The following is an 18,629-nucleotide window of genomic DNA, read 5'->3' as shown; positions in this document are numbered from 1 at the left end:
GAGACGAAGGGCGCCCCTGATGACCCTCCGTTCCGTCGAGGAACAGCTCGCGCGTGTGCTCGCGGCCGTGCGACCGGCTGCCGTCGAGCGGATGCGGCTGGACGAGGCATCCGGTCGCGTGCTCACCGGGCCGGCGCTCGCGGGCAACGCCGTGCCGCCGTTCGACAACTCCGCGATGGACGGTTTCGCGGTGCGGTTCGCGGATGTCGCGGACGCGAGCCCCGAGCATCCGGTGACCCTGCGGGTCGTGGCCGACGTGCCGGCCGGCAGCGCCCTCGACCCGGCGATCGGCCCGGGCGAAGCCGCCCGGATCATGACCGGCGCCGCTGTGCCGTCGGATGCCGACGCGATCGTCCCGTTCGAGGACACCGCCGGCGGACTGGCCGGCTCCCTGGCATCCGCCGCCGTCCTGGCCGCGCCGCGCCGCCGCGGCGTGCATGTGCGCGCCGCGGGGGAGGACATCGCGGCCGGCGCGGAGGTTCTTCCGGCCGGCATCCGGCTCGGCGCGCGGCAGCTGTCGGCGCTGGCGTCCGCGGGGATCGCGCAGGTCGCGGTGGCCCGCCGTCCGCGGGTGATGGTCGTGGCCACCGGCAGCGAGCTGGTGCCACCCGGGCAGCCGCTGACGCGCGGCACGATCCCGGAGTCGAACAGCCTGCTGATCGCGGGGCTGGTCGCTGACACCGGGGCCGAGGTGGTCGCGCGTCGCGTCGTCGACGACTCCGGCAACGGGCCCGCGGAGGCGGTCGCGCTCGCCGCGGGACTCGGCGCCGACGTGGTGATCTTCTCCGGCGGAGTGAGCGCCGGAGCTTACGAGGTGGTGCGGCAGAGCCTGCGCGACGCGATGGAGTTCACGAAGGTCGCAATGCAGCCCGGCAAGCCGCAGGGCTTCGGAGCGACGGATGACGGGATGCTGCTGTTCGGTCTGCCGGGCAACCCGGTGAGCGCAGCGGTGTCCTTCGAGGTGTTCGTGCGCCCCGCCCTGCTGCGGATGCAGGGCTGCGCTGAGATCTCGCGCGCGGTGTGGCGGCTTGCCGCGGGGGAGGCGTGGCGCTCCGCGCCGGGGCGGCGGCAGTACCTGCCGGCGGTGATCGACCGCACCGATCCTGCCAGGCCGGTCGTGCGGTCGGCGAGCGGCGGCGGTTCCGGCTCGCACCTGGCGGTGGGGCTCGGCGGGGCGGAGGCGTACGCCGTCGTGCCCGAGTCGGTGTCCGCGGTCGAGGTGGGCGACCTCGTGGACATCGTGCTGCTGTGAGGCCCGGTCGTCGAGCGAGCGGAACTGACGAGAACGACGCCCGCGGGTGGGGCAGCACGGCGTAGTCTGTGGCCGTGCCGCTCGCGATCCTCGACCTCGATGGGACTCTCGTCGATCAGGAGAGCGCGGCAGGGGAGTGGGCGCAGCAGTTCGGGAGCACCTGGTCGCTCGATTCGGACGCTGTGGAGGCGATCTCCTCGGCCCTGGCGGAGCGTCGTCCCAAGGGGGAGGTCTTCGCCGAGATCGTCCGGCGCTTCGCGCTGCCGGTCGCGTCGGATGACGTCTGGACCGACTACCGCACCCGGATGCCTGCGCTGGTCCGGTGCACGGATGCCGACCGTGCGGCGCTCATCGACCTCCGCTCCGCGGGCTGGGTGGTCGGCATCGCCACCAACGGCATGGTCGACAACCAGGTGGGCAAGATCCGCGCGACAGGGCTGTCAGAACTCGTCGACGGGTGGGTCGTCTCCTCCGAGATCGATGTCCGCAAGCCGGAACCCGGGATCTTCCGCGAGCTCGCCCGTCGCCTCGACACCGCCCTTGACGGCTGGATGATCGGAGACAGCCTCGACATGGATGTCGCGGGCGGGCAGGCGGTCGGGCTGCAGACCGCGTGGATCACCACCGATCCGGCCTCGGCAGACGACCCGGTGCCGACGATCACGGCGGCGAGCGTCGCCGACGCCGTGCGCGTGATCCTCGCCTGACGGCCCGGCAGGCTGGCGTCGGCGGGCCCGTCCGGCGATAGTGGAGACATGAGCGACCAGCACCCCGCCGATGTCGGTGCGGTCGTGCTGGTCGGCGGGCGGGCGTCGCGCATGGGCGGCGTCGACAAGCCCCTGCTCGACGTCGGTGGCGCGACCCTGTTCGCTCGCGCGGTGCGCGCGCTGCAGGAGGCCGGATGCCGGCCGATCACTGCCGTCGGGCCGGAATTCGACGCTTCCGCTGACGTGCGCTGGGTTCGTGAGGAGCCGCCGTTCGGCGGGCCGGTCGCGGCGCTCGCCGCCGCTCTCGACGGTGCGGATGCCGGGGAATGGACTGTCCTGCTGGCTGGAGACCTGCCTCGGTCGGACGAGCTCGTGCCGCTTCTCCTGGCCGGCCGCTCGGCGAGCACGGCCGGCACGGTCTTCGTGGCCGATGGTCATCCGCAGTGGCTGGCAGGTGTCTATCGGACATCGGCCCTTCGCGGGGCGCTCGCCGAACTCGGCGGCGACGTCGCAGGGGCGTCCTGCCGGGCCCTGCTCGCGGGCCTGGATCTGACCCTGCTGCCCGACGATGACGGGGTGACCGCCGACGTCGACACCCCCGACGACCTGACCAGGGAGCGCCTGCGTGCCGGCGCGATGATGTCGCAGAAGATCGAGGAGACCGCGCATGACTGACAAGAACCGGACCCTGCCTCCCGAGGCACTCGAGGAATGGGCGGCCGCCCTGCGCGAGCGCTTCGATCTCGGCGCCGACGATGTGCCGATCGGGCTGATCCTCGACCTGGCGCGCGACGTCGCGAACGGCGTCGCCCGCCCGGCTGCACCGTTCAGCGCGTTCGTCGCCGGCCTCGTCGCCGGACGCCAGGGCGGATCGCCGGATGACATCCGTGCCGCGGTCGCCGGAGTGGTCGAGCTCGCCGGCACCTGGCCCGCCCGCGACGCCTGACCCCTTCGCCGTTCCGGTCTCACCGGTTGCGGGTGTGCTGCCCCGCGACCCGCATCGGTTGGGACCGGAGCCGGTGGGAGTCCAGCCGTTTCGGGGCGTCAGTGGTCGGAGCCGTCGAGCTGCGCGATGACGTGCGCGGCGACGGAGAGGAGCACCGGCATCCCGTCGCGAACCCCTCCCGGCGACCCGGGGAGGTTGACGATGAGCGCGCCGCCGGCGACGCCCGCCAGTCCCCGGGTGAGCAGGGCGACCGGCTTCTGCGCGGCGCCGACGCGGCGCAGCTCCTCCGGGATGCCGGGCAGCTCGCGCTCGATGACGCGGGCGGTGCCTTCCGGCGTGGCATCCCGTGGCGCGACGCCGGTGCCGCCGCTGGTCACGATCAGTCGCGCGCCGGCCGCCACGGCCTCTCGAAGCGCCGCCTCCACGGGATCCGCGCCGTCCGGGACGATCCGCGCATCGTCGCAGGCGAAGCCGGCGGCGCGCAGCGCCTCGACCGCGACCGGTCCCGAACCGTCGGGCCGCAGGCCCGCCGCCGAGCGGTCCGACACCGTGATCACCGCAGCCTGGAGCATGGCCCCAGCTTACGGCCGGCGATTATTCACGGCCCGCCCACACTGGCCGTTCAGAGGGCTCGGCCATACTGGGGGCATGGTGATCGCCAAGCCCGTCTGCGGGCCGATCTCGAGCTATTCACGGGTGCAGATCCTGCACCTGCTCCAGACGCGACCCGAGCGCACGATCGCCGAACTCTGCGAGGAGACCGGTCTGCACGCCAACACCGTGCGCGAGCATCTGCAGCGGCTCGATGAGGGCGGCTACATCATCCACGCCACCGAGCACCGCACCACCCGCGGACGTCCGCGCACGCTGTACAGCGCGGCGACCGGAGCTCCCGGGGCGTCGAGTCCGGTCGCACGGGAGAAGGTCAACGAGGCGGCGCGCCGGGGCGACCTCATGCGGCGTGTGCTGCACACCGATGCCTCGAAGCTGGGCCGCGAGGCCACCTATCAGCTCGATGCGCTGGTGGAGCATCTCGAGGAGAGCGGTTTCGACCCGGTCATCGACGAGCGTGAGATGACCGTCGAGCTCACCCCGTGCCCGCACGCTGCGGCCTCGCCCGAGAATCGTCCGCTGCTGTGCCAGGTGCACCTCGGACTCATGCGGGGCGTGCTCACCCAGGCCGGCGGTCCGATCGCCGCAGAGTGCGTGCGCGCCGCCGCGAACCCCGCCGAGTGCACGGTGCAGCTGCGGGTCGAGGCAGCCTGAGACGATTCCGCCGCGCCCTCACGTTCTGGGAAACATCCTGTCCCGGAGGGCCAGGAGTCAGACGTGCTCGGCCAGCAGCGCCTGCAACTCCTCGGTGATCGACGCGCGCAGCGCGTCGTGCCGGGCGTCCAGGGCATGCGCGGGGTCGCTCCAGTGCGACGGATCGTAGAGCCAGACCGGCTTCCGGACGATGTCGTCCGGCTCCCAGTCGTAACGGGGCCAGACGTGCGCGTGCACGAACGCGTCCGTGTTGCCCAGGATCTCGATGTTCATCCGCCGGAATCCCGCGTCGTGTGCGCGGCACGCCCGCTCCACCGCGGTGGCCAGCAGGTCGACGTCGGCGAGGTACTGCACGCGCTCGTCGCGCGGCAGCTCGGCCAGGGCGGTGGCCGAGGGGTTCCTGCTCAGCAGCACGCTGTACCCGGGGAGGAACTGCACATCACCGATCACCGCGTAGCCCGCCGGGGTCTCGGCGAGCACAGTCGGGTTCTCTCCGCGGGCCGCAGCCCCGATCCTGTCCTCGCGCCAGTCCATGGAACGACCTTACGTGGAACTCATCCGCTCCGTAGCGTGGAGACCATGACGAGAACAGATGAGGCGACGATGATGATCGACGCGTCCTCGGTGCGCGTCTACAAGGCGCTCTCCGACCCCGAGGCGCTGGAGCGCTGGCTCCCGCCGGACGGGATGACCGGACGCGTGGCGAACTACGACCTGCGTGAGGGCGGCGCCAGCCGCATCGTGCTCCGTTACGAGGGCGACGAGCCCGGCAAGGCCGGCGACGGGACGGATGTCGTGGAGGGCACCTTCGTGGAGGTGACGCCTGGCGTCCGGATCGTGCAGGATTTCGATTTCGTCTCGGACGACCCCGCGTTCGCAGGCACCATGCGGATGACGTGGGAGGTCACCGCCCGCGGTGCGGCATCCGAGGTCGTGTTCCGCGCCGAGAACGTGCCCTCCGGCATCTCGGCGGAGGACCACAGGGCGGGCCTCGAGGCCTCGCTGCGCAACCTGGCCGAGTACGTCGGCGGATAATGGACGCATGACCCAGCCCCACGGTGCGCTGCTCGTCGGCAGCGTGAACTACGACGACGCCGAGAAGACCATGCGCACCGCCGCCGAGATGCTGGGCGGGCTGCTGCGCCGCATCCCCGACGGCGAGGTGGGCAAGAGGTTCCACTGGATCATGTTCCAGCCCGACGTACTGGGCCAGGCCGAGGGCATCGACCGCGTCGGCGAGAACCCCATCCCGTTCAAGGCCGGCATCGACGCGCGCCCGCTGCGCATCGCCGAGGGAGCGGATGCGGCATCCATCGTCCTTCCTCCGCTCGGGTACGCGTCCGCCGCGGTGGAGTCGTACGAGATCTTCCGCCGCCTGCGCGACGAGGGTGCGATCGCACCCGGCGTGCGCTTCCAGGTGTCGCTGCCCACGCCGCTCGCGGTGGTCTCCTCGTTCTTCGCGGGCGACGACCGCGCCGCGATCGAGCCCGTCTACTCCGCCGCGGTCCTGCGTGAGCTCGACGAGATCCTGGCCGCGATCCCTCACCACGACATCGCCATCCAGTGGGATGTCGCCAGCGAGATGGGCATCATCGAGCGCGCCTCCGGCTACGGCAAGGTGATGGATGCCTGGTGGCCCGGCGACCCGTTCGACGGCCTCGTCTCGCGCCTGGCCGCGCTGATCGACGCCGTGCCCGCCGACGTCGAGGTCGGCGTGCACCTCTGCTACGGCGACGCCGGCGAGAAGCACTTCGTCGAGCCGTCGGATGCCGGGAACCTGGTGCGGTACGCCAACGCGGTGATCGCGGCCTCGGGCCGGGAACTGTCCTGGCTGCACCTGCCAGTGCCGATCGAGCGTGACGACGAGGCCTACTTCGCCCCTCTCGCCGGGCTGACCGCTGTCGACGAGCTGTACCTGGGCCTGGTGCACCGCGAGGACGGCGCGGAGGGTGCCCAGCGACGCATCGCTGCAGCATCCGTCTTCGTGCCGGAGTTCGGCGTCGCTACGGAGTGCGGCATCGGCCGCGCCCCTGCCGGTACCACCGAGGGCATCCTTCAGACGCACGCGGACGTCACCGCCGCCCGGTGAGGCGGGCCGGCACGGGGTGCGCGGTACCATATGCCACATGACCGACCATCTGCGTGGTGACCTGTGAGCGGCTTCGCCACCCTGCTCTCGCCGGCCGAGAGCCTGCGCGAGCAGGTCGAGGGGCAGCTGGCATCGCGCATCGTCTCGGGTGAGATCCCCCCGGGTGAGGTGCTGACGGTGCCCACGCTCGCCGGCGAGTTCGGCGTCAGCGCGACGCCGGTGCGCGAGGCCATGCTGAACCTGGCGCGCCGCGGCTTCCTGCGCCCGATCCGCAACCGCGGATTCGAGGTCACCGAGGTCTCGCCCGATGAGCTCCGCCAGCTCAGTGAGGTGCGGATGCTGCTGGAGGCGCCGCCGATGGTGGTGGTCGCCGGCACCCTCGACGACGAGACCGTCGCCGAACTGCGAGTGACCGCCGACCGGATCGTCGAGGCCGCGCGGGACGCCCGTTTCGACGAGTACCTCGCGGCCGACACCGAGTTCCACCTGCGCATCCTGGAGTGCACGGGCAACGCCAAGCTGGTCGAGACCGTGCGTGAGCTGCGTCAGCAGACCCGCCTGGTCGGCCTGGTGCAGCTCGCCGAGACCGACGCGCTGATCAGCACCTCGCTGGAACACGCCGAGCTGGTCGATCTGCTCGTCGCGGGCCGCGGCCAGGATGCCGAGGCGCTGATGCGCCGGCACATCGGTCATGTGGGCGGTATCTGGAGTGGCCAGGACGAGGCCTGACCGGCACGGTGCACTGATCGTCTCCTGCCGTGCGGCATCCGGTGCGGGGGAGACTCGACGTTCTGCTCGAAGTAGAGTAATATGTCACACGGTACAACGTGTGGCGAGCGCGAAGGAGGCGGACGGATGCGGGTTGTCGTGATCGGTGCGGGCGCCGTCGGCGCCGCCTGCGCGCTCGCGCTCACCGAAGCGGGCGCCGAGGTGATCGTGCTCGACCGCACCGGCGTCGCCGGCGAGACCTCGAGCCGCTGCGAGGGCAACATCCTCGTCTCCGACAAGGAGCCCGGCGCCGAGGCGCTGATGGCGATCGAGGCGAACCGCGCCTGGCGCGAACTCGCCGAGCGGCTGGACGCCGATCGCGTACCCGGCCAGCCGGCGACCGAGTTCGAGGCCAAGGGTGGCATCGTCGTGGCGTTCCCCGGCGGAGCATCCGCGCTGGAGGAGTTCGCCGAGACGCAGCGCGGCATCGGTATCCGGGTCGAGGCGCTCGACGAGGCGGCGCTGCGCGCCGCAGAACCGCACCTCTCGCCCGAGGTCGCCCTCGGCGTGCACTACCCCGACGACGCGCAGGTGCAGCCGAGCCTCGCCACGCAGGCGATGCTCGCGCGCGCCCGGCACCTGGGCGCGCAGTTCCGTCTCGCCGAGGTGACGGGCGGGATCGTCGACCGCGACCGGGTGCGCGGCGTGCTCACGCCCGAAGGGCGCATCGACGCGGACGTCGTGGTCAACTGCGCAGGACCATGGGCCGGCGAGGCCGCGGCGCTGTTCGGCGCGGCGCTCGACATCCGGCCGCGGCGCGGCACGATCCTGGTGACGGTTCCGATGCCGCAGCGGGTGTTCCACAAGGTCTACGACGCCGATTACGTCGGTGCTGTGGGATCGGGGGATGCCGCGCTGCAGACCTCCACGGTCGTGGAGTCGACTCCCGGCGGCACGGTGCTGATCGGGTCGAGCCGCGAGCGCGTGGGCTTCTCGGGCGAGGGTCTGCTCGAGCCGCTCGCCGAGATCGCCGACAAGGCCGCCCGGCTGTTCCCGTTCCTGCGCGACACCATGCTGCTGCGCACGTATTACGGCTTCCGGCCCTACGCCCCGGATCACCTGCCGGCGATCGGCGCAGATGCGCGCCTCGAGGGCCTGTTCCATGCCGCAGGCCACGAGGGAGCCGGCATCGGTCTCGCGCCGACCACCGGCGCGCTCATCGCGCACGCCGTGCTCGGCACGCCCGCACCGCTCGACCCGACCCCGTTCCTGCCTTCGCGGCCCACGCTGCAGGGGGTGCCCGCATGACCGTCACGATCACCTTCGACGGCGCCTCCCTGGAGGGACGCGACGGGCAGAGCATCGGCGGCGTCCTGCTCGCGAACGGTCACCGCACCTGGCGCGACGCGCAGGGCGGTGAGCGCGGCATCTTCTGCGGCATCGGCATCTGCCAGGACTGCGTCGTCACCGTGAACGGCGTCGAGGGCGTCCGCGCCTGTCAGCGCACCGCCTGCGAGGGCGACATCGTCGAGCGGGAGGTGCGGGCATGACGCGCATCGTCGTGATCGGCGCGGGTCCCGCGGGACTCGCCGCTGCGGCATCCGCCGCCGGCGCAGGTGCCGACGTCGTCCTCGTCGACGAGGGCGAGCGCACCGGCGGACAGTTCTGGCGGCACCACCCCGCCTTAACCGACCCGCGGATGCAGCATCAGCTGGGCCGCTTCGGCGAGCTGCAGCAGGCTCTCGCCGGCGTCCGCACCATGTCGTCGACGAGCGTCTGGCGAGTGGAGGCAGGCGAGCCGCTTCGCGTGCACGCGCTCACCGGACCCGTCGACGACGCGCAGCGCCGCGGCGAGACCCTCGAGGCCGACGCCGTGGTGCTGGCCACCGGCGCGCACGACCGGGTGCTCCCGGTGCCGGGCTGGACCCTGCCCGGCGTCACCTCGGCCGGTGCCGTGCAGGCGCTCGCCAAGCGCGACGGGGTCGCCCTCGGCACGCGGATGGTCGTCGCGGGCGCCGGTCCCTTCCTGCTGCCGGTCGCGCAGAGCGCGGCGCTGCTGGGCGTCGAGGTCGTCGAGGTCATCGAGGCCGCCACGACCGGCACACTCGTGCGCGGCTGGGGCCGCCGGCCCTGGGAGCTCACAGCCGCCGCAGGCAAGGCCGGTGAGCTCGGCTCGTACGCGGCATCGCTGGTGAAGCACCGCACGACGTACCGACTGGGCAGCGCCGTGACCCGCATCCACGGCACCACCTCGGTCGAGGCCGTCACGATCTCGCGCATCGACAGCGACTGGCGTCCGATCCCCGGCACCGAGCGCATCGTCGAGTGCGACTCCGTCGCGCTCGGGCACGGCTTCACGCCGCGCCTCGAGGCCGCCATCCAGTTCGGCTGCGACATCACTCCCGACCGCTTCGTGCGCGTCGACGGGCAGCAGCTCACCAGCATCCCCGGCGTGCACGCGGCCGGAGAGATCACCGGGATCGGCGGGGCGGATGCCGCACTCGCCGAAGGCGCGATCGCCGGACTCGCCGCCGCCGGCGTGCCCGGCGCCGACCTGCGCTACCGGAAGCCACTGGCCGCCCGCCGCCGGATGCGCGCCTTCGCGCAGCGCCTGCAGACCCACGCGATCCGCCCCGGCTGGACCGCCTGGCTCGACGACGACACCGTCGTGTGCCGCTGCGAGGCCGCGACCGCGGCATCCCTCCGCGAATACGCGGACGCGTCGAGCAGGGGCATGCGCCTCGCCACCCGCGCCGGCCTCGGCCCCTGCCAGGGCCGTACCTGCGGCCGCAGCGTCGAGGACATCATCGGCGCAGCATCCGGATTCGACCGCAGACCCGTCCTCTCCTCGGTGCGCATCGGCGAACTCGCCGCGCACCGGAACACCCACGAATGAAAGAGCAGAAATGACCGAGCAGAACATGGACCTCGGCGGCGTCGTCGTCGCCACGACCCTCGCGTTCAAGGAAGACGCGTCGGCCCCGGCAGGTCTCGCCGTCGACTACGACAAGTTCGGCGAGCACGTCGACTTCCTGATGTCGAACGGATGCCGCGGCGTCGGCCCGAACGGATCGCTGGGCGAGTACTCGTCCCTCACCGACGAGGAGCGCCGCAAGGTGATCCAGGTGGCCGTGGAGGCCGTCGACGGCCGCGGCATCGTGATCGCCGGTGCACACGGGGTGGGCAGCCACCAGGCCCGGAAGTGGGCCGAGTACGCCCGCGAGGACGGTGCCGACGGCGTGCTGCTGCTGCCGCCGACCCTGTACCGCGCCAACGAGGGCGAGGTCATCGCGCACTACGAGGAGGTCGCCAAGGTCGGCCTGCCGATCATGGCCTACAACAACCCCTACGACACGAAGGTCGACCTGGTGCCCTCGCTGGTCGCGAAGCTCGCCGAGATTCCCGAGGTCGTCGCGATCAAGGAGTTCTCCGGCGACGTGCGTCGCGTCTACGAGATCAAGGAGCTCTGCGACATCGACATCATCGCCGGTGCCGACGACGTGCTCTTCGAGCTCATGGTCAACGGCGCCGTCGGCTGGTTCGCCGGCTACCCGAACGCGTTCCCGCGCGAGGCCGTCGAGCTGTACGACCTGCTCACCGCCGGCAAGTGGCAGGAGGCCAAGGCGCTCTACGAGCAGCTCGTCGCCGTGTTCCGCTGGGACTCGCGCACCGAGTTCGTGCAGGCCATCAAGCTGTCGATGGACATCTGCGGCAACTCCTACGGCGGCCCGACCCGCCCGCCGCGCGGTCCGCTGAGCGAGGAGCAGCGCGCCCAGGTCACCGCCGACACCGAGCGGGCGCTCGCCGCGCTCGCCGCCCGCACGGCCGCGGTCGCGTGACGCGTGTCACACTGATCGGCGGGGCCGCCTTCCGGCGTCCCCGCCGATCACACGGAGGTTCATGATGCGCGCTCGCCGCACCATCCAGGCCGTCGACTCCCACACCGAGGGGATGCCGACGCGCGTCGTGACCGGGGGCGTGGGACGCATCCCCGGCGCGACCATGAACGACCGCCGCCTGTATGCGATGGAGCACCTCGACGGGCTGCGCGGATTCCTCATGAACGAGCCCCGTGGGCACGCGTCGATGTCGGGCGCGCTGCTGCAGCCGCCGGCCCGGGATGACGCCGACTGGGGTGTCGTGTTCATCGAGGCATCCGGATTCCTGCCGATGTGCGGGCACGGCACGATCGGGGTCGCGACGGTGCTGGTCGAGACCGGCATGGTCGAGGTCACCGAGCCGGTCACCGAGATCCGTCTCGACGTTCCGGCGGGGCTCGTGATCGCCCGCGTGCGCGTGGAGGACGGCCGCGCCGTCGACGTCACCATCGAGAACGTGCCGAGCTTCGTCGACCGGCTCGACGAGCGCATCGAGGTGCCCGGCATCGGTGAGATCACCTACTCGGTCGCGTTCGGAGGCAACTACTACGCGCTCGTCGACCTCGACCAGGTCGGGCTTCCCTTCGACCGGGCGCGGCAAGGCGACATCCTCGCCGCGGGGCTGAAGATCATGGACGCGATCAACGAGCAGGCGCCCCCGGTGCATCCGGTGCTGAAGGGCGCGAATCACGTGCACCACGTGGAGTTCATCGCGCCCGGATCGGATGCCGTGCGCTCGCGGCACGCGATGGCGATCCACCCCGGCTGGTTCGACCGGTCGCCCTGCGGCACCGGCACCAGCGCGCGGATGGCCGAGCTGCACGCCCGCGGCGAGCTCGCGCTGGACACCCCGTTCGTGAACGAGTCGTTCATCGGCACGGAGTTCACCGGACGCCTGGTGGGCGAGACCACGGTCGGCGACAAGCCGGCCGTGATCCCGACGATCACCGGCCGCGCCTGGGTCACCGGGCTCGGCCAGTACATGCTCGACGAGAACGACCCGTTCCCCGAGGGGTTCGTGTTCTAGCCGTCGGCGCCGAGCGCACGGCATTCTGCCGAGTGCACGGCTTCTCGACGTGAACAGCCCGTGCACTCGGCAACAGGTCGTGCGCTGGCGCACAGCACAGGAGGAATCATGACCGACACCACCATCGACCAGGTCGCCGCCGCAGCATCCGCCGCCGCGCGCGCGTTCGCGCGCACCAGCCCGCGCGAGCGCGGGGCGGCGCTGGTCGCCGTCGCGGACGCGCTGGATGCCGCGGCATCCGACCTCATCGCGATCGCGATGCGCGAGACCGGCCTGGGCGAGGCGCGCTTGACCGGTGAGGTGCGCCGCACCTCATGGCAGCTGCGACTGTTCGCCGACACGATCGTCGACGGCGCCTACCTCGACGCCCGGATCGACCGCGCCGACCCCGAGTACGTCATCGGCCCGCGTCCGGACCTGCGCCGGATGCTGGAGCCGGTCGGCCCTGTGCTGAACTTCGCCGCGTCGAACTTCCCGTTCGCGTTCTCGGTCGCCGGTGGCGACACCGCCGCCGCGCTCGCCGCGGGCTGCCCCGTCGTCGTGAAGGCGCACTCCGGGCATCCGGAGCTGTCTCGTGCGACCGCGGCCGTCGTCATCGACGCGCTGCGCGGCGCCGGGATGCCGGACGGCGTGTTCCAGCTGATCGAGGGTCAGCAGAACGGCGTCGCACTGCTGAAGGACGAGCGCATCCGCGCCGGCGCCTTCACCGGGTCGACACATGTCGGACGGATGCTGGCCGACATCGCCGCCGCACGCGAGGTGCCGATCCCGTTCTACGGCGAGCTCGGCAGTGTGAACCCCGCGTACGCGACCTATGTCGACGAGGCGCTGCTTGACGGCTTCGTGACCTCGGTGTCGGGCTCGGCGGGCCAGCTCTGCACGAAGCCGGGCTTCCTGTTCGTGCCGGAGGATGCCGACCTGGCATCCGTCACGGGTACGGCGGGGGCGGTCGCCGAACACCGCCTGCTCAACCCCGGGATCGGGCGCGCGTTCGCGCAGCGCCGGGAAGACGTGATCGGGGCATCCGGGGTCGAGGTGCTGTCGGCGGGGGAGACCCGCACCGACGAGAACGGGCAGACCTACGCGACCCCGACGGTCGTGACGGTCGATGTCGACGCCCTGGTCGCGGCCGGCGATGCGCTGCTGGAGGAGTCGTTCGGGCCGCTGTCGGTGATCGTGCGGTACTCCGACCTGTCCACGCTGCCGGCGCTGCACGCCGGACTGTTCCCGGGAAACCTCACCTCGACCGTGCACGCGCGGCCGGCGGAGCTGGAGGACGGCTCACTCGCCGAGCTCGTCGAGGTGCTGGCCGAGACCAGCGGACGCGTGCTGTTCGGCGGCTGGCCGACCGGCGTCTCGGTGACTCCGGCGATGCAGCACGGGGGTCCTTATCCTGCGACCACGAGCGACGGGACGAGCGTCGGCACCGCCGCCATCACCCGCTTCCTGCGCGGCGTCTCGTACCAGAACGCCCCGCAGGCACTGCTGCCCGAGCCGCTCCGCGACGACAACCCCTGGGGCGTGCCGCAGAGCATCAGCGAGGCCGGCCGCTCGACGGACTGGGGCGCGTTCGCCCGCTGACGCATGGCTGCCGAGACCCCGCCTGATTCACGTGAATCAGGCGGGGTCTCGACGCTTCGTCTCGCTTCCGGCTCCTGAGAGAGCGGAGCGAGACGAAGGGCGCTCGAAGACCGAGGAGTGTCAGATCACGAGGCCCCCGCGGACCACGGCGACCCGGGCATCCTGCTCCCACAGCGCCGAGGGGTCGGCCAGCGGATCGGAGGTCAGCAGCACGGCGTCGCCGTAGGCCCCCTCGCCGAGATGCCCCAAAGCGGAATCGCCGATCAGCTCGGCGTTCACCGCCGTCATCGAGCGCAGCGTCGCAGCGGCGCCGGATGCCTCGACCTGCAGCCGAACACCGGCGAGCTGGTCGTCCTCGAGGTCGCCCATCAGGTCGCTGCCGAAGCCGACGCGCACGCCGGCCTCATGCGCGATCCGCACCGCATCCTGTCCCTTCGTCAGCACCTCGGTGTTCTTCGCGAGCGAGGTCGCGTTCAGGCCGATGGATGCCCCGCGGCGGTCCATCGCGTCGTACGCGGCGAGCGTGGGGACGAGGAACGCCCCGGCATCCGCCATCCGCTCGGCCGTCTCGCGGTCGATGAGGTTGCCGTGCTCGATCGAGCGGATGCCTGCGGCGACCGCGTGCTGCACCGCCTCGGAGGAGTACGCGTGCGCGCAGACATAGCTGCCGCGTCTGGTGGCCTCCTCGACGACCGCGCGCAGCTCCTCCTGCGAGTACTGCGGCACGCGGATCGGGTCGGTCAGTGAGAAGACCCCACCCGACGCCATCACCTTGATCGCGTGCGCGCCGGTGCGGAGCCGGTTGCGCACCGCGAGTCGCAGGTTGTCGACGCCGTCGACGACCTCGCACATGTGCCCGTGCGAGAAGCACACGTCGACGTGCGCGGCACGCGGGTCGCCGTGCCCGCCGGTCTGGCTGAGCGCAGGACCGGTGAAGTGGTAGCGCGGCGAGTCGAACAGGTCGGCGTCGATCGCCTGCGCGAGCCCGATGTCGCCGCCGGCGACGTCGCGCACGGTCGTGAACCCGCGGCTCAGCGCCCGCGACAGGCGCCGCGCCCCGTTCAGTGCCGCGTAGCTGAGCGGTCCCCGCTCGTTCTCGAACCCGTCCATGCTCGTCGCGTAGGCGTGGAAGTGCGCGTCGATGAGGCCCGGGATGAGCCAGTATCCGGAGCCGTCCAGCGTCGCGGCATCCGAAGCGGGCGCCGCGACGACGCGGCCGTCGGCGATGTGCACGTCGCGGGCCGCGAACGTCGCTCCGTCCCAGACGTGTGCGCCGGTGATGGTGAGCGATCCTGAGCGCATGGGGATTCCTTTCAACGCAGGCTGAAGCCGTCGGCGACCGGGTCGCCCTCGTCGAGCTCGAAGATCGACGCACCCACACGGTACGCGTTCCCGCGCACTTCCGGAATGATGCCTTCGGACGTCCGCGCGGCGACGCTCGCCAGGAACCGTGTGCCGATGATCGAGTCGTGCGTGAGGGTCTCGCCCTCGCCGAGCTCGCCGGTCGCGGCGAGCAGGGCCACGCGCGCGGCGGTGCCGGAGCCGCACGGGCTGCGGTCGACCTCGCCGTCGGCGAAGACGGTCACGTTGCGCTGGTGCGGGCCGTCGGCGGTGCGGCCGAGGTCGTCGAACAGGATGGTGCCGTAGACGCCCGAGAGCCGGGCATCCGCCAGCTGCGCGGCGGGGTGCTCGTTCATGGCCCACTTGATCTCGCGGCCGATCGCGATCAACTCCGCGGTGTCGGAGGGCGTCACCGACAGGCCGACGGCGGATGCCGGCAGCGTGGCGTACACGGCGCCGCCGAACACCAGGTCGACGGTCACCTCGCCGCGCGAGGTCTGCAGCGGAATCCCTCGCGACAGCACCCGCGACTCGACGTTGCGGAACACGATCTCCTCGATGCGCCCGGCGGACTGCCGCACGCGTGCCTGCACGCGTCCGCTCGGCACGTCGATGGTCACGACGGTCTCGCCGTCGGGGTCGGATGCCACCAGACCGGTGCGCACCGCCCACGCGCCGAGGGCGATCGTGCCGTGCCCGCAGGCCGTCGAGAAGCCGTCCTTGTGCCAGAACAGCACGCCGAAGTCGGCGCCGTCGTCGTCGGGTGGCGTGATGAACCCGCCGTACATGTCGTCGTGGCCGCGCGGCTCCAGGCAGAGAAAGCGACGGATGCCGTCGGCCTCGCCGGTGATGGCCTCCACCCGGCGCTCGGCGACGGTCGCGCCGTGCGTCGGCACCCCGTGCACGATGCGGAACGGCTCTCCGGCCGTGTGCCAGTCCTCGGTGCTCCAGCGCATGAGGATGTCCTTTCAGGGAGAGGGTCAGAGGGCGAGGCGGGCGACGGCGAGGTCCTGCCAGCCCATGCCGCAGGTCTTCACGATGCGAGGGCGATCGGATGCCGCAGACACGGCACCCGTGAACAGATCGTGCTGCGTCACCAGGTCGCCCTCGTGCAGGGTTCCGGCCGCGATCGCACGGATCACGTCGCCGGCCTCGGACAGCCCGACGCGGCGGCTCTCCACCACGACCTGGGAGCGCCCGACCAGCACGGGATCGAGCTCGGCCTTCTGCGGCTCATGCGACCCGATCGCGACGAGAGTCGCATCGTCGCGGACGAGGGATGCGGGGAAGAGCGGCTCGGATGCCGTGGTCGCACAGACGATCAGGTCGGCGGAGTGCACGTCCGACACATCGCCTGCCTCGATCTGCGCCTCCGGTGCCAGCAGACGCGCCGCACGGACGGCCGCCATGGTGCGGTCGGTGTCGCGCCCGATCATGCGCACCGTGCGCAGCGGCCGGACCGCCTGCAGCGCCTCGACGTGACGCACGGCCTGGGGGCCGGTTCCGAACACCACCAGATCCCCGGCATCCGATCCGGCGAGCAGATCGACCACGGCCGCCGACATGGCCGGCGTGCGGAGCGACGTGAGGGCGGTGCCGTCGAGGATGGCGGTGGGCGCGAGCGTCTCGCTGTCGAGCAGGATGTACAGCGCCTGGATGCGCTCCAGGCCGCGTGCCGGGTTGCCTGGCGCGACGGTGGCGAACTTCTGGCCGGCCGCACCGTCGATCGCGGCGGGCATGAGCAGCAGCTGGCCGTGCGGCACGTCCTGGATGGTGCGGGGCAGGTCGCCCTCGGGATCGAACCCCGCACGCAGCACATCCTGCAGCGCACGGATGGCGGCGGGCATGCTCACGCGGTCGGCGATCTCCGCGGCGGTGACGAGCGTGAGGTCGGCGATGACGTCGGACATGTTCCCATCCTAGAGCGTGATGTGTAATATGTCACGTATCGCGGTGGCGAGGCTGCCCCGCGAGACGCCGTCCCGAGCCTGGGGCTGCGGCCCACCCGAGAATCGAAGGCGACTCATGGCGAGAAGAAGAATCCTCACGGCGGCGGCCGCGGCCGCAGCAGTGCTGCTGATCACGACAGGCTGCTCCACGGCGAACACCAACGGCACGGCGACGGCCGGAGAACCCGTCAAGGGCGGCACCCTCAAGGTGCTCGCCAACGGCGACGTCGATCACCTCGACCCGCAGCTGGTGGCGTACGTGCCGGTGTACAGCTTCATGCGTGCGATGTCGCGCTCGCTGCTCAGCTACGAATCCAGCGACGACGCCGACAAGCGCATCGAACTGCAGCCCGACCTGGCGACCGCGGTGCCCGAGCCCAGTGCGGACGGGCTGAAGTACAGCATCACGCTGCGCGACGGCGTCACCTGGGGCGCCCCGGACGGCGCTCGCGCCATCGTGGCATCCGATGTCGAGCGCGGCTTCAAGCGCCTCTGCAACCCGCTCATCTCCGGCGCTCTGTCGGGATACTTCGTCGACCTGATCGACGGCATGTCCGCGTTCTGCGCGGACTTCTCGAAGGTCGCGCCCGAGGTCGGCCCGATGAAGGAGTTCATCGAGGGCAACGACATCGCGGGCATCGCGACCCCCGACGACAAGACCATCGAGTTCACGCTCACCAAGCCGGCCAGCGACTTCCCGTTCATGCTGTCGCTGGATGCCGCGGACCCGGCCCCGATCGAGGCGCTGGACAACCTGCCGGACTCGCCCGAGTACCGCAAGGCCTTCGTCTCGTCCGGACCGTACAAGGTCAAGGAGTACAGCCCCGACGCCAAGTTCGTGCTCGAGCGCAACGACGCCTGGGATCCGAAGAGCGACCCGCTGCGCAAGGCCTATGTGGACGGCATCGAGATGACGATGGGCGTCGAGGGCGACGCGGCCATGCAGCAGCTGCAGGCGGGATCCGCCGACGTGCTGTTCGACCTCTCGCCGAGTCCGGCGAACATCACGCAGCTGAAGGCGGCGAACGACAAGAAGTTCTCCACCATGACCAACGGCGGCGTCGACCAGTTCATGTGGATCAACACCAAATCGCCGAACAACGACGGTGCCCTGACCGACCTCAAGGTGCGCCAGGCGCTGCAATACGCGATGGACAAGACCGCGGTCGTGCAGACCATGGGCGGCAAGGACCTCGCCGGCGTCACCAACGGCATCTTCGGCCCGGGCGTCCTGGGCTACGAGGAGTACGACCCGTACCCCGCGAACGACGGCAAGGGCGACCCCGAGAAGGCCAAGCAGCTGCTCGCCGAGGCCGGCTTCCCCGACGGCATCACGCTGAAGATGCCGTACCGCAACGTGGGCACGCAGCCCGACATCGCGCAGACCGTGCAGGCCAGCCTGAAGAAGGCGGGCATCACGATCGAGCTGACGCCGGTGCCGCCGACGGACTATTACGCGAACTTCATGACCAACGTCGAGAACGCCACCACCGGCAAGTGGGACGTCGCGCTCGTCGGCTGGTCGCCGGACTGGCAGGGCGGCGCCGCGCGCAGCGTGTTCCAGCCGCAGTTCGTGTTCACCGGCACGCCGCAGGCCTACAACTACGTCGACTACAACAGCGACAAGGCGAACGACCTCGCCGCGCAGGCGCTCGCCGCGTCCACCGCCGAGGAGTCGGGCGAGCTCTGGCACCAGGTGGACGAGGCCGTGATGGCGGATTCCCCGATCGTGAGCATCGCGTACCGGCTGAAGCCGAACTACCACTCCGAGCGGGTGGCCGGGTTCGTGCCCTACGCCCAGAGCCAGAACGGCGACTGGACCAACCTCTGGCTGACCAAGTAGTCGCAGGACTCGCGGGCCGGCGGCGGCTCATCCGCCGCCGGC

At 71.5% G+C, this 18,629-nt stretch carries 20 protein-coding genes; 15 read left to right on the top strand and 5 right to left on the bottom strand.

Translation table 11 applies throughout. From position 1 onward, the window contains the following. Positions 1 to 19: 19 nt before the first annotated feature. The 4 genes from DY023_RS00525 (at position 20) to DY023_RS00510 (ending at position 2,905) form a co-directional block, all read left to right on the top strand. Positions 20 to 1,252, top strand: a complete 1,233-nt coding sequence (locus DY023_RS00525) for a molybdopterin molybdotransferase MoeA (RefSeq protein WP_342770971.1) — start codon at positions 20 to 22, stop codon at positions 1,250 to 1,252. A 74-nt stretch (positions 1,253 to 1,326) separates the two neighbouring features. Next, complete coding sequence (locus tag DY023_RS00520; protein WP_181905660.1) at positions 1,327 to 1,959, top strand: HAD family hydrolase; 633 nt, start codon at positions 1,327 to 1,329, stop codon at positions 1,957 to 1,959. A 48-nt stretch (positions 1,960 to 2,007) separates the two neighbouring features. Beyond that, positions 2,008 to 2,634, top strand: coding sequence for a molybdenum cofactor guanylyltransferase (gene mobA / locus DY023_RS00515; RefSeq protein ID WP_116240391.1), 627 nt, complete (start codon positions 2,008 to 2,010; stop codon positions 2,632 to 2,634). Continuing rightward, positions 2,627 to 2,905 (top strand): DUF6457 domain-containing protein, encoded by a 279-nt coding sequence (locus DY023_RS00510; RefSeq protein WP_116240390.1) that lies wholly within the window; start codon positions 2,627 to 2,629, stop codon positions 2,903 to 2,905. The genes mobA and DY023_RS00510 overlap by 8 nt, the downstream gene beginning before the upstream one ends. Before the next feature lie 98 nt (positions 2,906 to 3,003). On the opposite strand, the gene DY023_RS00505 is transcribed toward DY023_RS00510, so the two are convergent. Further along, the gene (locus DY023_RS00505; protein ID WP_116240389.1) at positions 3,004 to 3,477 is read right to left on the bottom strand and encodes a MogA/MoaB family molybdenum cofactor biosynthesis protein; all 474 of its coding nucleotides are present in this window, start codon (positions 3,475 to 3,477) and stop codon (positions 3,004 to 3,006) included. A gap of 76 nt (positions 3,478 to 3,553) precedes the next feature. On the opposite strand from DY023_RS00505, the gene DY023_RS00500 reads away from it, so the two are divergent. Further along, complete coding sequence (locus DY023_RS00500; protein WP_116240388.1) at positions 3,554 to 4,171, top strand: helix-turn-helix transcriptional regulator; 618 nt, start codon at positions 3,554 to 3,556, stop codon at positions 4,169 to 4,171. Between the two features lie 57 nt (positions 4,172 to 4,228). Here the strand turns inward: DY023_RS00500 and DY023_RS00495 are convergent, their stop codons facing one another. Continuing rightward, positions 4,229 to 4,705, bottom strand: a complete 477-nt coding sequence (locus DY023_RS00495; protein WP_116240387.1) for an HIT family protein — start codon at positions 4,703 to 4,705, stop codon at positions 4,229 to 4,231. A 45-nt stretch (positions 4,706 to 4,750) separates the two neighbouring features. Between DY023_RS00495 and DY023_RS00490 the strand changes: the two genes are divergently transcribed. From DY023_RS00490 to DY023_RS00450, 9 genes are all read left to right on the top strand, one after another. Then, complete coding sequence (locus tag DY023_RS00490; RefSeq protein WP_116240386.1) at positions 4,751 to 5,206, top strand: SRPBCC domain-containing protein; 456 nt, start codon at positions 4,751 to 4,753, stop codon at positions 5,204 to 5,206. 7 nt (positions 5,207 to 5,213) lie between these two features. Next, on the top strand, positions 5,214 to 6,260 hold the full coding sequence (locus DY023_RS00485) for a hypothetical protein (RefSeq protein ID WP_116240385.1): 1,047 nt from the start codon (positions 5,214 to 5,216) through the stop codon (positions 6,258 to 6,260). A gap of 63 nt (positions 6,261 to 6,323) precedes the next feature. After that, positions 6,324 to 6,989 carry a GntR family transcriptional regulator gene (locus tag DY023_RS00480; protein WP_116240384.1) on the top strand — a complete coding sequence of 222 codons (666 nt, stop codon included), beginning with the start codon at positions 6,324 to 6,326 and terminating at the stop codon, positions 6,987 to 6,989. Between the two features lie 126 nt (positions 6,990 to 7,115). Beyond that, a complete protein-coding gene (locus DY023_RS00475; RefSeq protein ID WP_116240383.1) occupies positions 7,116 to 8,276 on the top strand; it encodes an NAD(P)/FAD-dependent oxidoreductase in 1,161 nt (386 codons plus the stop codon). Next, positions 8,273 to 8,518, top strand: coding sequence for a (2Fe-2S)-binding protein (locus tag DY023_RS00470; RefSeq protein WP_116240382.1), 246 nt, complete (start codon positions 8,273 to 8,275; stop codon positions 8,516 to 8,518). Before DY023_RS00475 ends, DY023_RS00470 begins: the two co-directional genes overlap by 4 nt. After that, positions 8,515 to 9,864, top strand: coding sequence for an FAD-dependent oxidoreductase (locus DY023_RS00465; protein WP_116240381.1), 1,350 nt, complete (start codon positions 8,515 to 8,517; stop codon positions 9,862 to 9,864). The genes DY023_RS00470 and DY023_RS00465 overlap by 4 nt, the downstream gene beginning before the upstream one ends. 10 nt (positions 9,865 to 9,874) lie before the next feature. After that, on the top strand, positions 9,875 to 10,807 hold the full coding sequence (locus DY023_RS00460; protein ID WP_116240380.1) for a dihydrodipicolinate synthase family protein: 933 nt from the start codon (positions 9,875 to 9,877) through the stop codon (positions 10,805 to 10,807). 64 nt (positions 10,808 to 10,871) lie between these two features. Then, complete coding sequence (locus DY023_RS00455; protein WP_116240399.1) at positions 10,872 to 11,873, top strand: proline racemase family protein; 1,002 nt, start codon at positions 10,872 to 10,874, stop codon at positions 11,871 to 11,873. A gap of 108 nt (positions 11,874 to 11,981) precedes the next feature. Next, entirely contained in the window at positions 11,982 to 13,454 is a 1,473-nt protein-coding gene (locus DY023_RS00450) for an aldehyde dehydrogenase (NADP(+)) (protein WP_116240379.1), read from the top strand. Positions 13,455 to 13,574: 120 nt separating this feature from the next. Here DY023_RS00450 and DY023_RS00445 read toward each other — a convergent pair whose 3' ends face one another. Genes DY023_RS00445 through DY023_RS00435 form a run of 3 tightly spaced genes read right to left on the bottom strand, consistent with a single transcriptional unit; the run spans position 13,575 to position 16,705 of the window. After that, on the bottom strand, positions 13,575 to 14,756 hold the full coding sequence (locus tag DY023_RS00445) for a metal-dependent hydrolase family protein (RefSeq protein ID WP_116240378.1): 1,182 nt from the start codon (positions 14,754 to 14,756) through the stop codon (positions 13,575 to 13,577). An 11-nt stretch (positions 14,757 to 14,767) separates the two neighbouring features. Further along, entirely contained in the window at positions 14,768 to 15,751 is a 984-nt protein-coding gene (locus tag DY023_RS00440; RefSeq protein ID WP_116240377.1) for a proline racemase family protein, read from the bottom strand. 24 nt (positions 15,752 to 15,775) lie between these two features. Then, positions 15,776 to 16,705 carry an ornithine cyclodeaminase family protein gene (locus DY023_RS00435; protein WP_116240376.1) on the bottom strand — a complete coding sequence of 310 codons (930 nt, stop codon included), beginning with the start codon at positions 16,703 to 16,705 and terminating at the stop codon, positions 15,776 to 15,778. Positions 16,706 to 16,820: 115 nt separating this feature from the next. Here DY023_RS00435 and DY023_RS00430 point away from each other — a divergent pair, with 115 nt between their 5' ends. After that, positions 16,821 to 18,587 (top strand): ABC transporter substrate-binding protein, encoded by a 1,767-nt coding sequence (locus tag DY023_RS00430; RefSeq protein ID WP_116240375.1) that lies wholly within the window; start codon positions 16,821 to 16,823, stop codon positions 18,585 to 18,587. Positions 18,588 to 18,629 lie beyond the last annotated feature (42 nt).

The organism is Microbacterium bovistercoris (genome assembly GCF_003387575.1).
In the GTDB taxonomy this organism is placed as follows: domain Bacteria; phylum Actinomycetota; class Actinomycetes; order Actinomycetales; family Microbacteriaceae; genus Microbacterium; species Microbacterium bovistercoris.
This window is presented reverse-complemented; position numbering and strand designations above follow the sequence as displayed.

Coding starts and splice junctions, on each gene's coding strand:
- DY023_RS00495 (WP_116240387.1), bottom strand. CDS start 4,705: ATGGACTGGCGCGAGGACAGGATCGGGGCTGCGGCCCGCGGAGAGAAC.
- DY023_RS00475 (WP_116240383.1), top strand. CDS start 7,116: ATGCGGGTTGTCGTGATCGGTGCGGGCGCCGTCGGCGCCGCCTGCGCG.
- DY023_RS00460 (WP_116240380.1), top strand. CDS start 9,875: ATGACCGAGCAGAACATGGACCTCGGCGGCGTCGTCGTCGCCACGACC.
- DY023_RS00505 (WP_116240389.1), bottom strand. CDS start 3,477: ATGCTCCAGGCTGCGGTGATCACGGTGTCGGACCGCTCGGCGGCGGGC.
- DY023_RS00525 (WP_342770971.1), top strand. CDS start 20: ATGACCCTCCGTTCCGTCGAGGAACAGCTCGCGCGTGTGCTCGCGGCC.
- DY023_RS00465 (WP_116240381.1), top strand. CDS start 8,515: ATGACGCGCATCGTCGTGATCGGCGCGGGTCCCGCGGGACTCGCCGCT.
- DY023_RS00430 (WP_116240375.1), top strand. CDS start 16,821: ATGGCGAGAAGAAGAATCCTCACGGCGGCGGCCGCGGCCGCAGCAGTG.
- DY023_RS00470 (WP_116240382.1), top strand. CDS start 8,273: ATGACCGTCACGATCACCTTCGACGGCGCCTCCCTGGAGGGACGCGAC.
- mobA (WP_116240391.1), top strand. CDS start 2,008: ATGAGCGACCAGCACCCCGCCGATGTCGGTGCGGTCGTGCTGGTCGGC.
- DY023_RS00490 (WP_116240386.1), top strand. CDS start 4,751: ATGACGAGAACAGATGAGGCGACGATGATGATCGACGCGTCCTCGGTG.
- DY023_RS00500 (WP_116240388.1), top strand. CDS start 3,554: ATGGTGATCGCCAAGCCCGTCTGCGGGCCGATCTCGAGCTATTCACGG.
- DY023_RS00440 (WP_116240377.1), bottom strand. CDS start 15,751: ATGCGCTGGAGCACCGAGGACTGGCACACGGCCGGAGAGCCGTTCCGC.
- DY023_RS00445 (WP_116240378.1), bottom strand. CDS start 14,756: ATGCGCTCAGGATCGCTCACCATCACCGGCGCACACGTCTGGGACGGA.
- DY023_RS00450 (WP_116240379.1), top strand. CDS start 11,982: ATGACCGACACCACCATCGACCAGGTCGCCGCCGCAGCATCCGCCGCC.
- DY023_RS00485 (WP_116240385.1), top strand. CDS start 5,214: ATGACCCAGCCCCACGGTGCGCTGCTCGTCGGCAGCGTGAACTACGAC.
- DY023_RS00455 (WP_116240399.1), top strand. CDS start 10,872: ATGCGCGCTCGCCGCACCATCCAGGCCGTCGACTCCCACACCGAGGGG.
- DY023_RS00510 (WP_116240390.1), top strand. CDS start 2,627: ATGACTGACAAGAACCGGACCCTGCCTCCCGAGGCACTCGAGGAATGG.
- DY023_RS00435 (WP_116240376.1), bottom strand. CDS start 16,705: ATGTCCGACGTCATCGCCGACCTCACGCTCGTCACCGCCGCGGAGATC.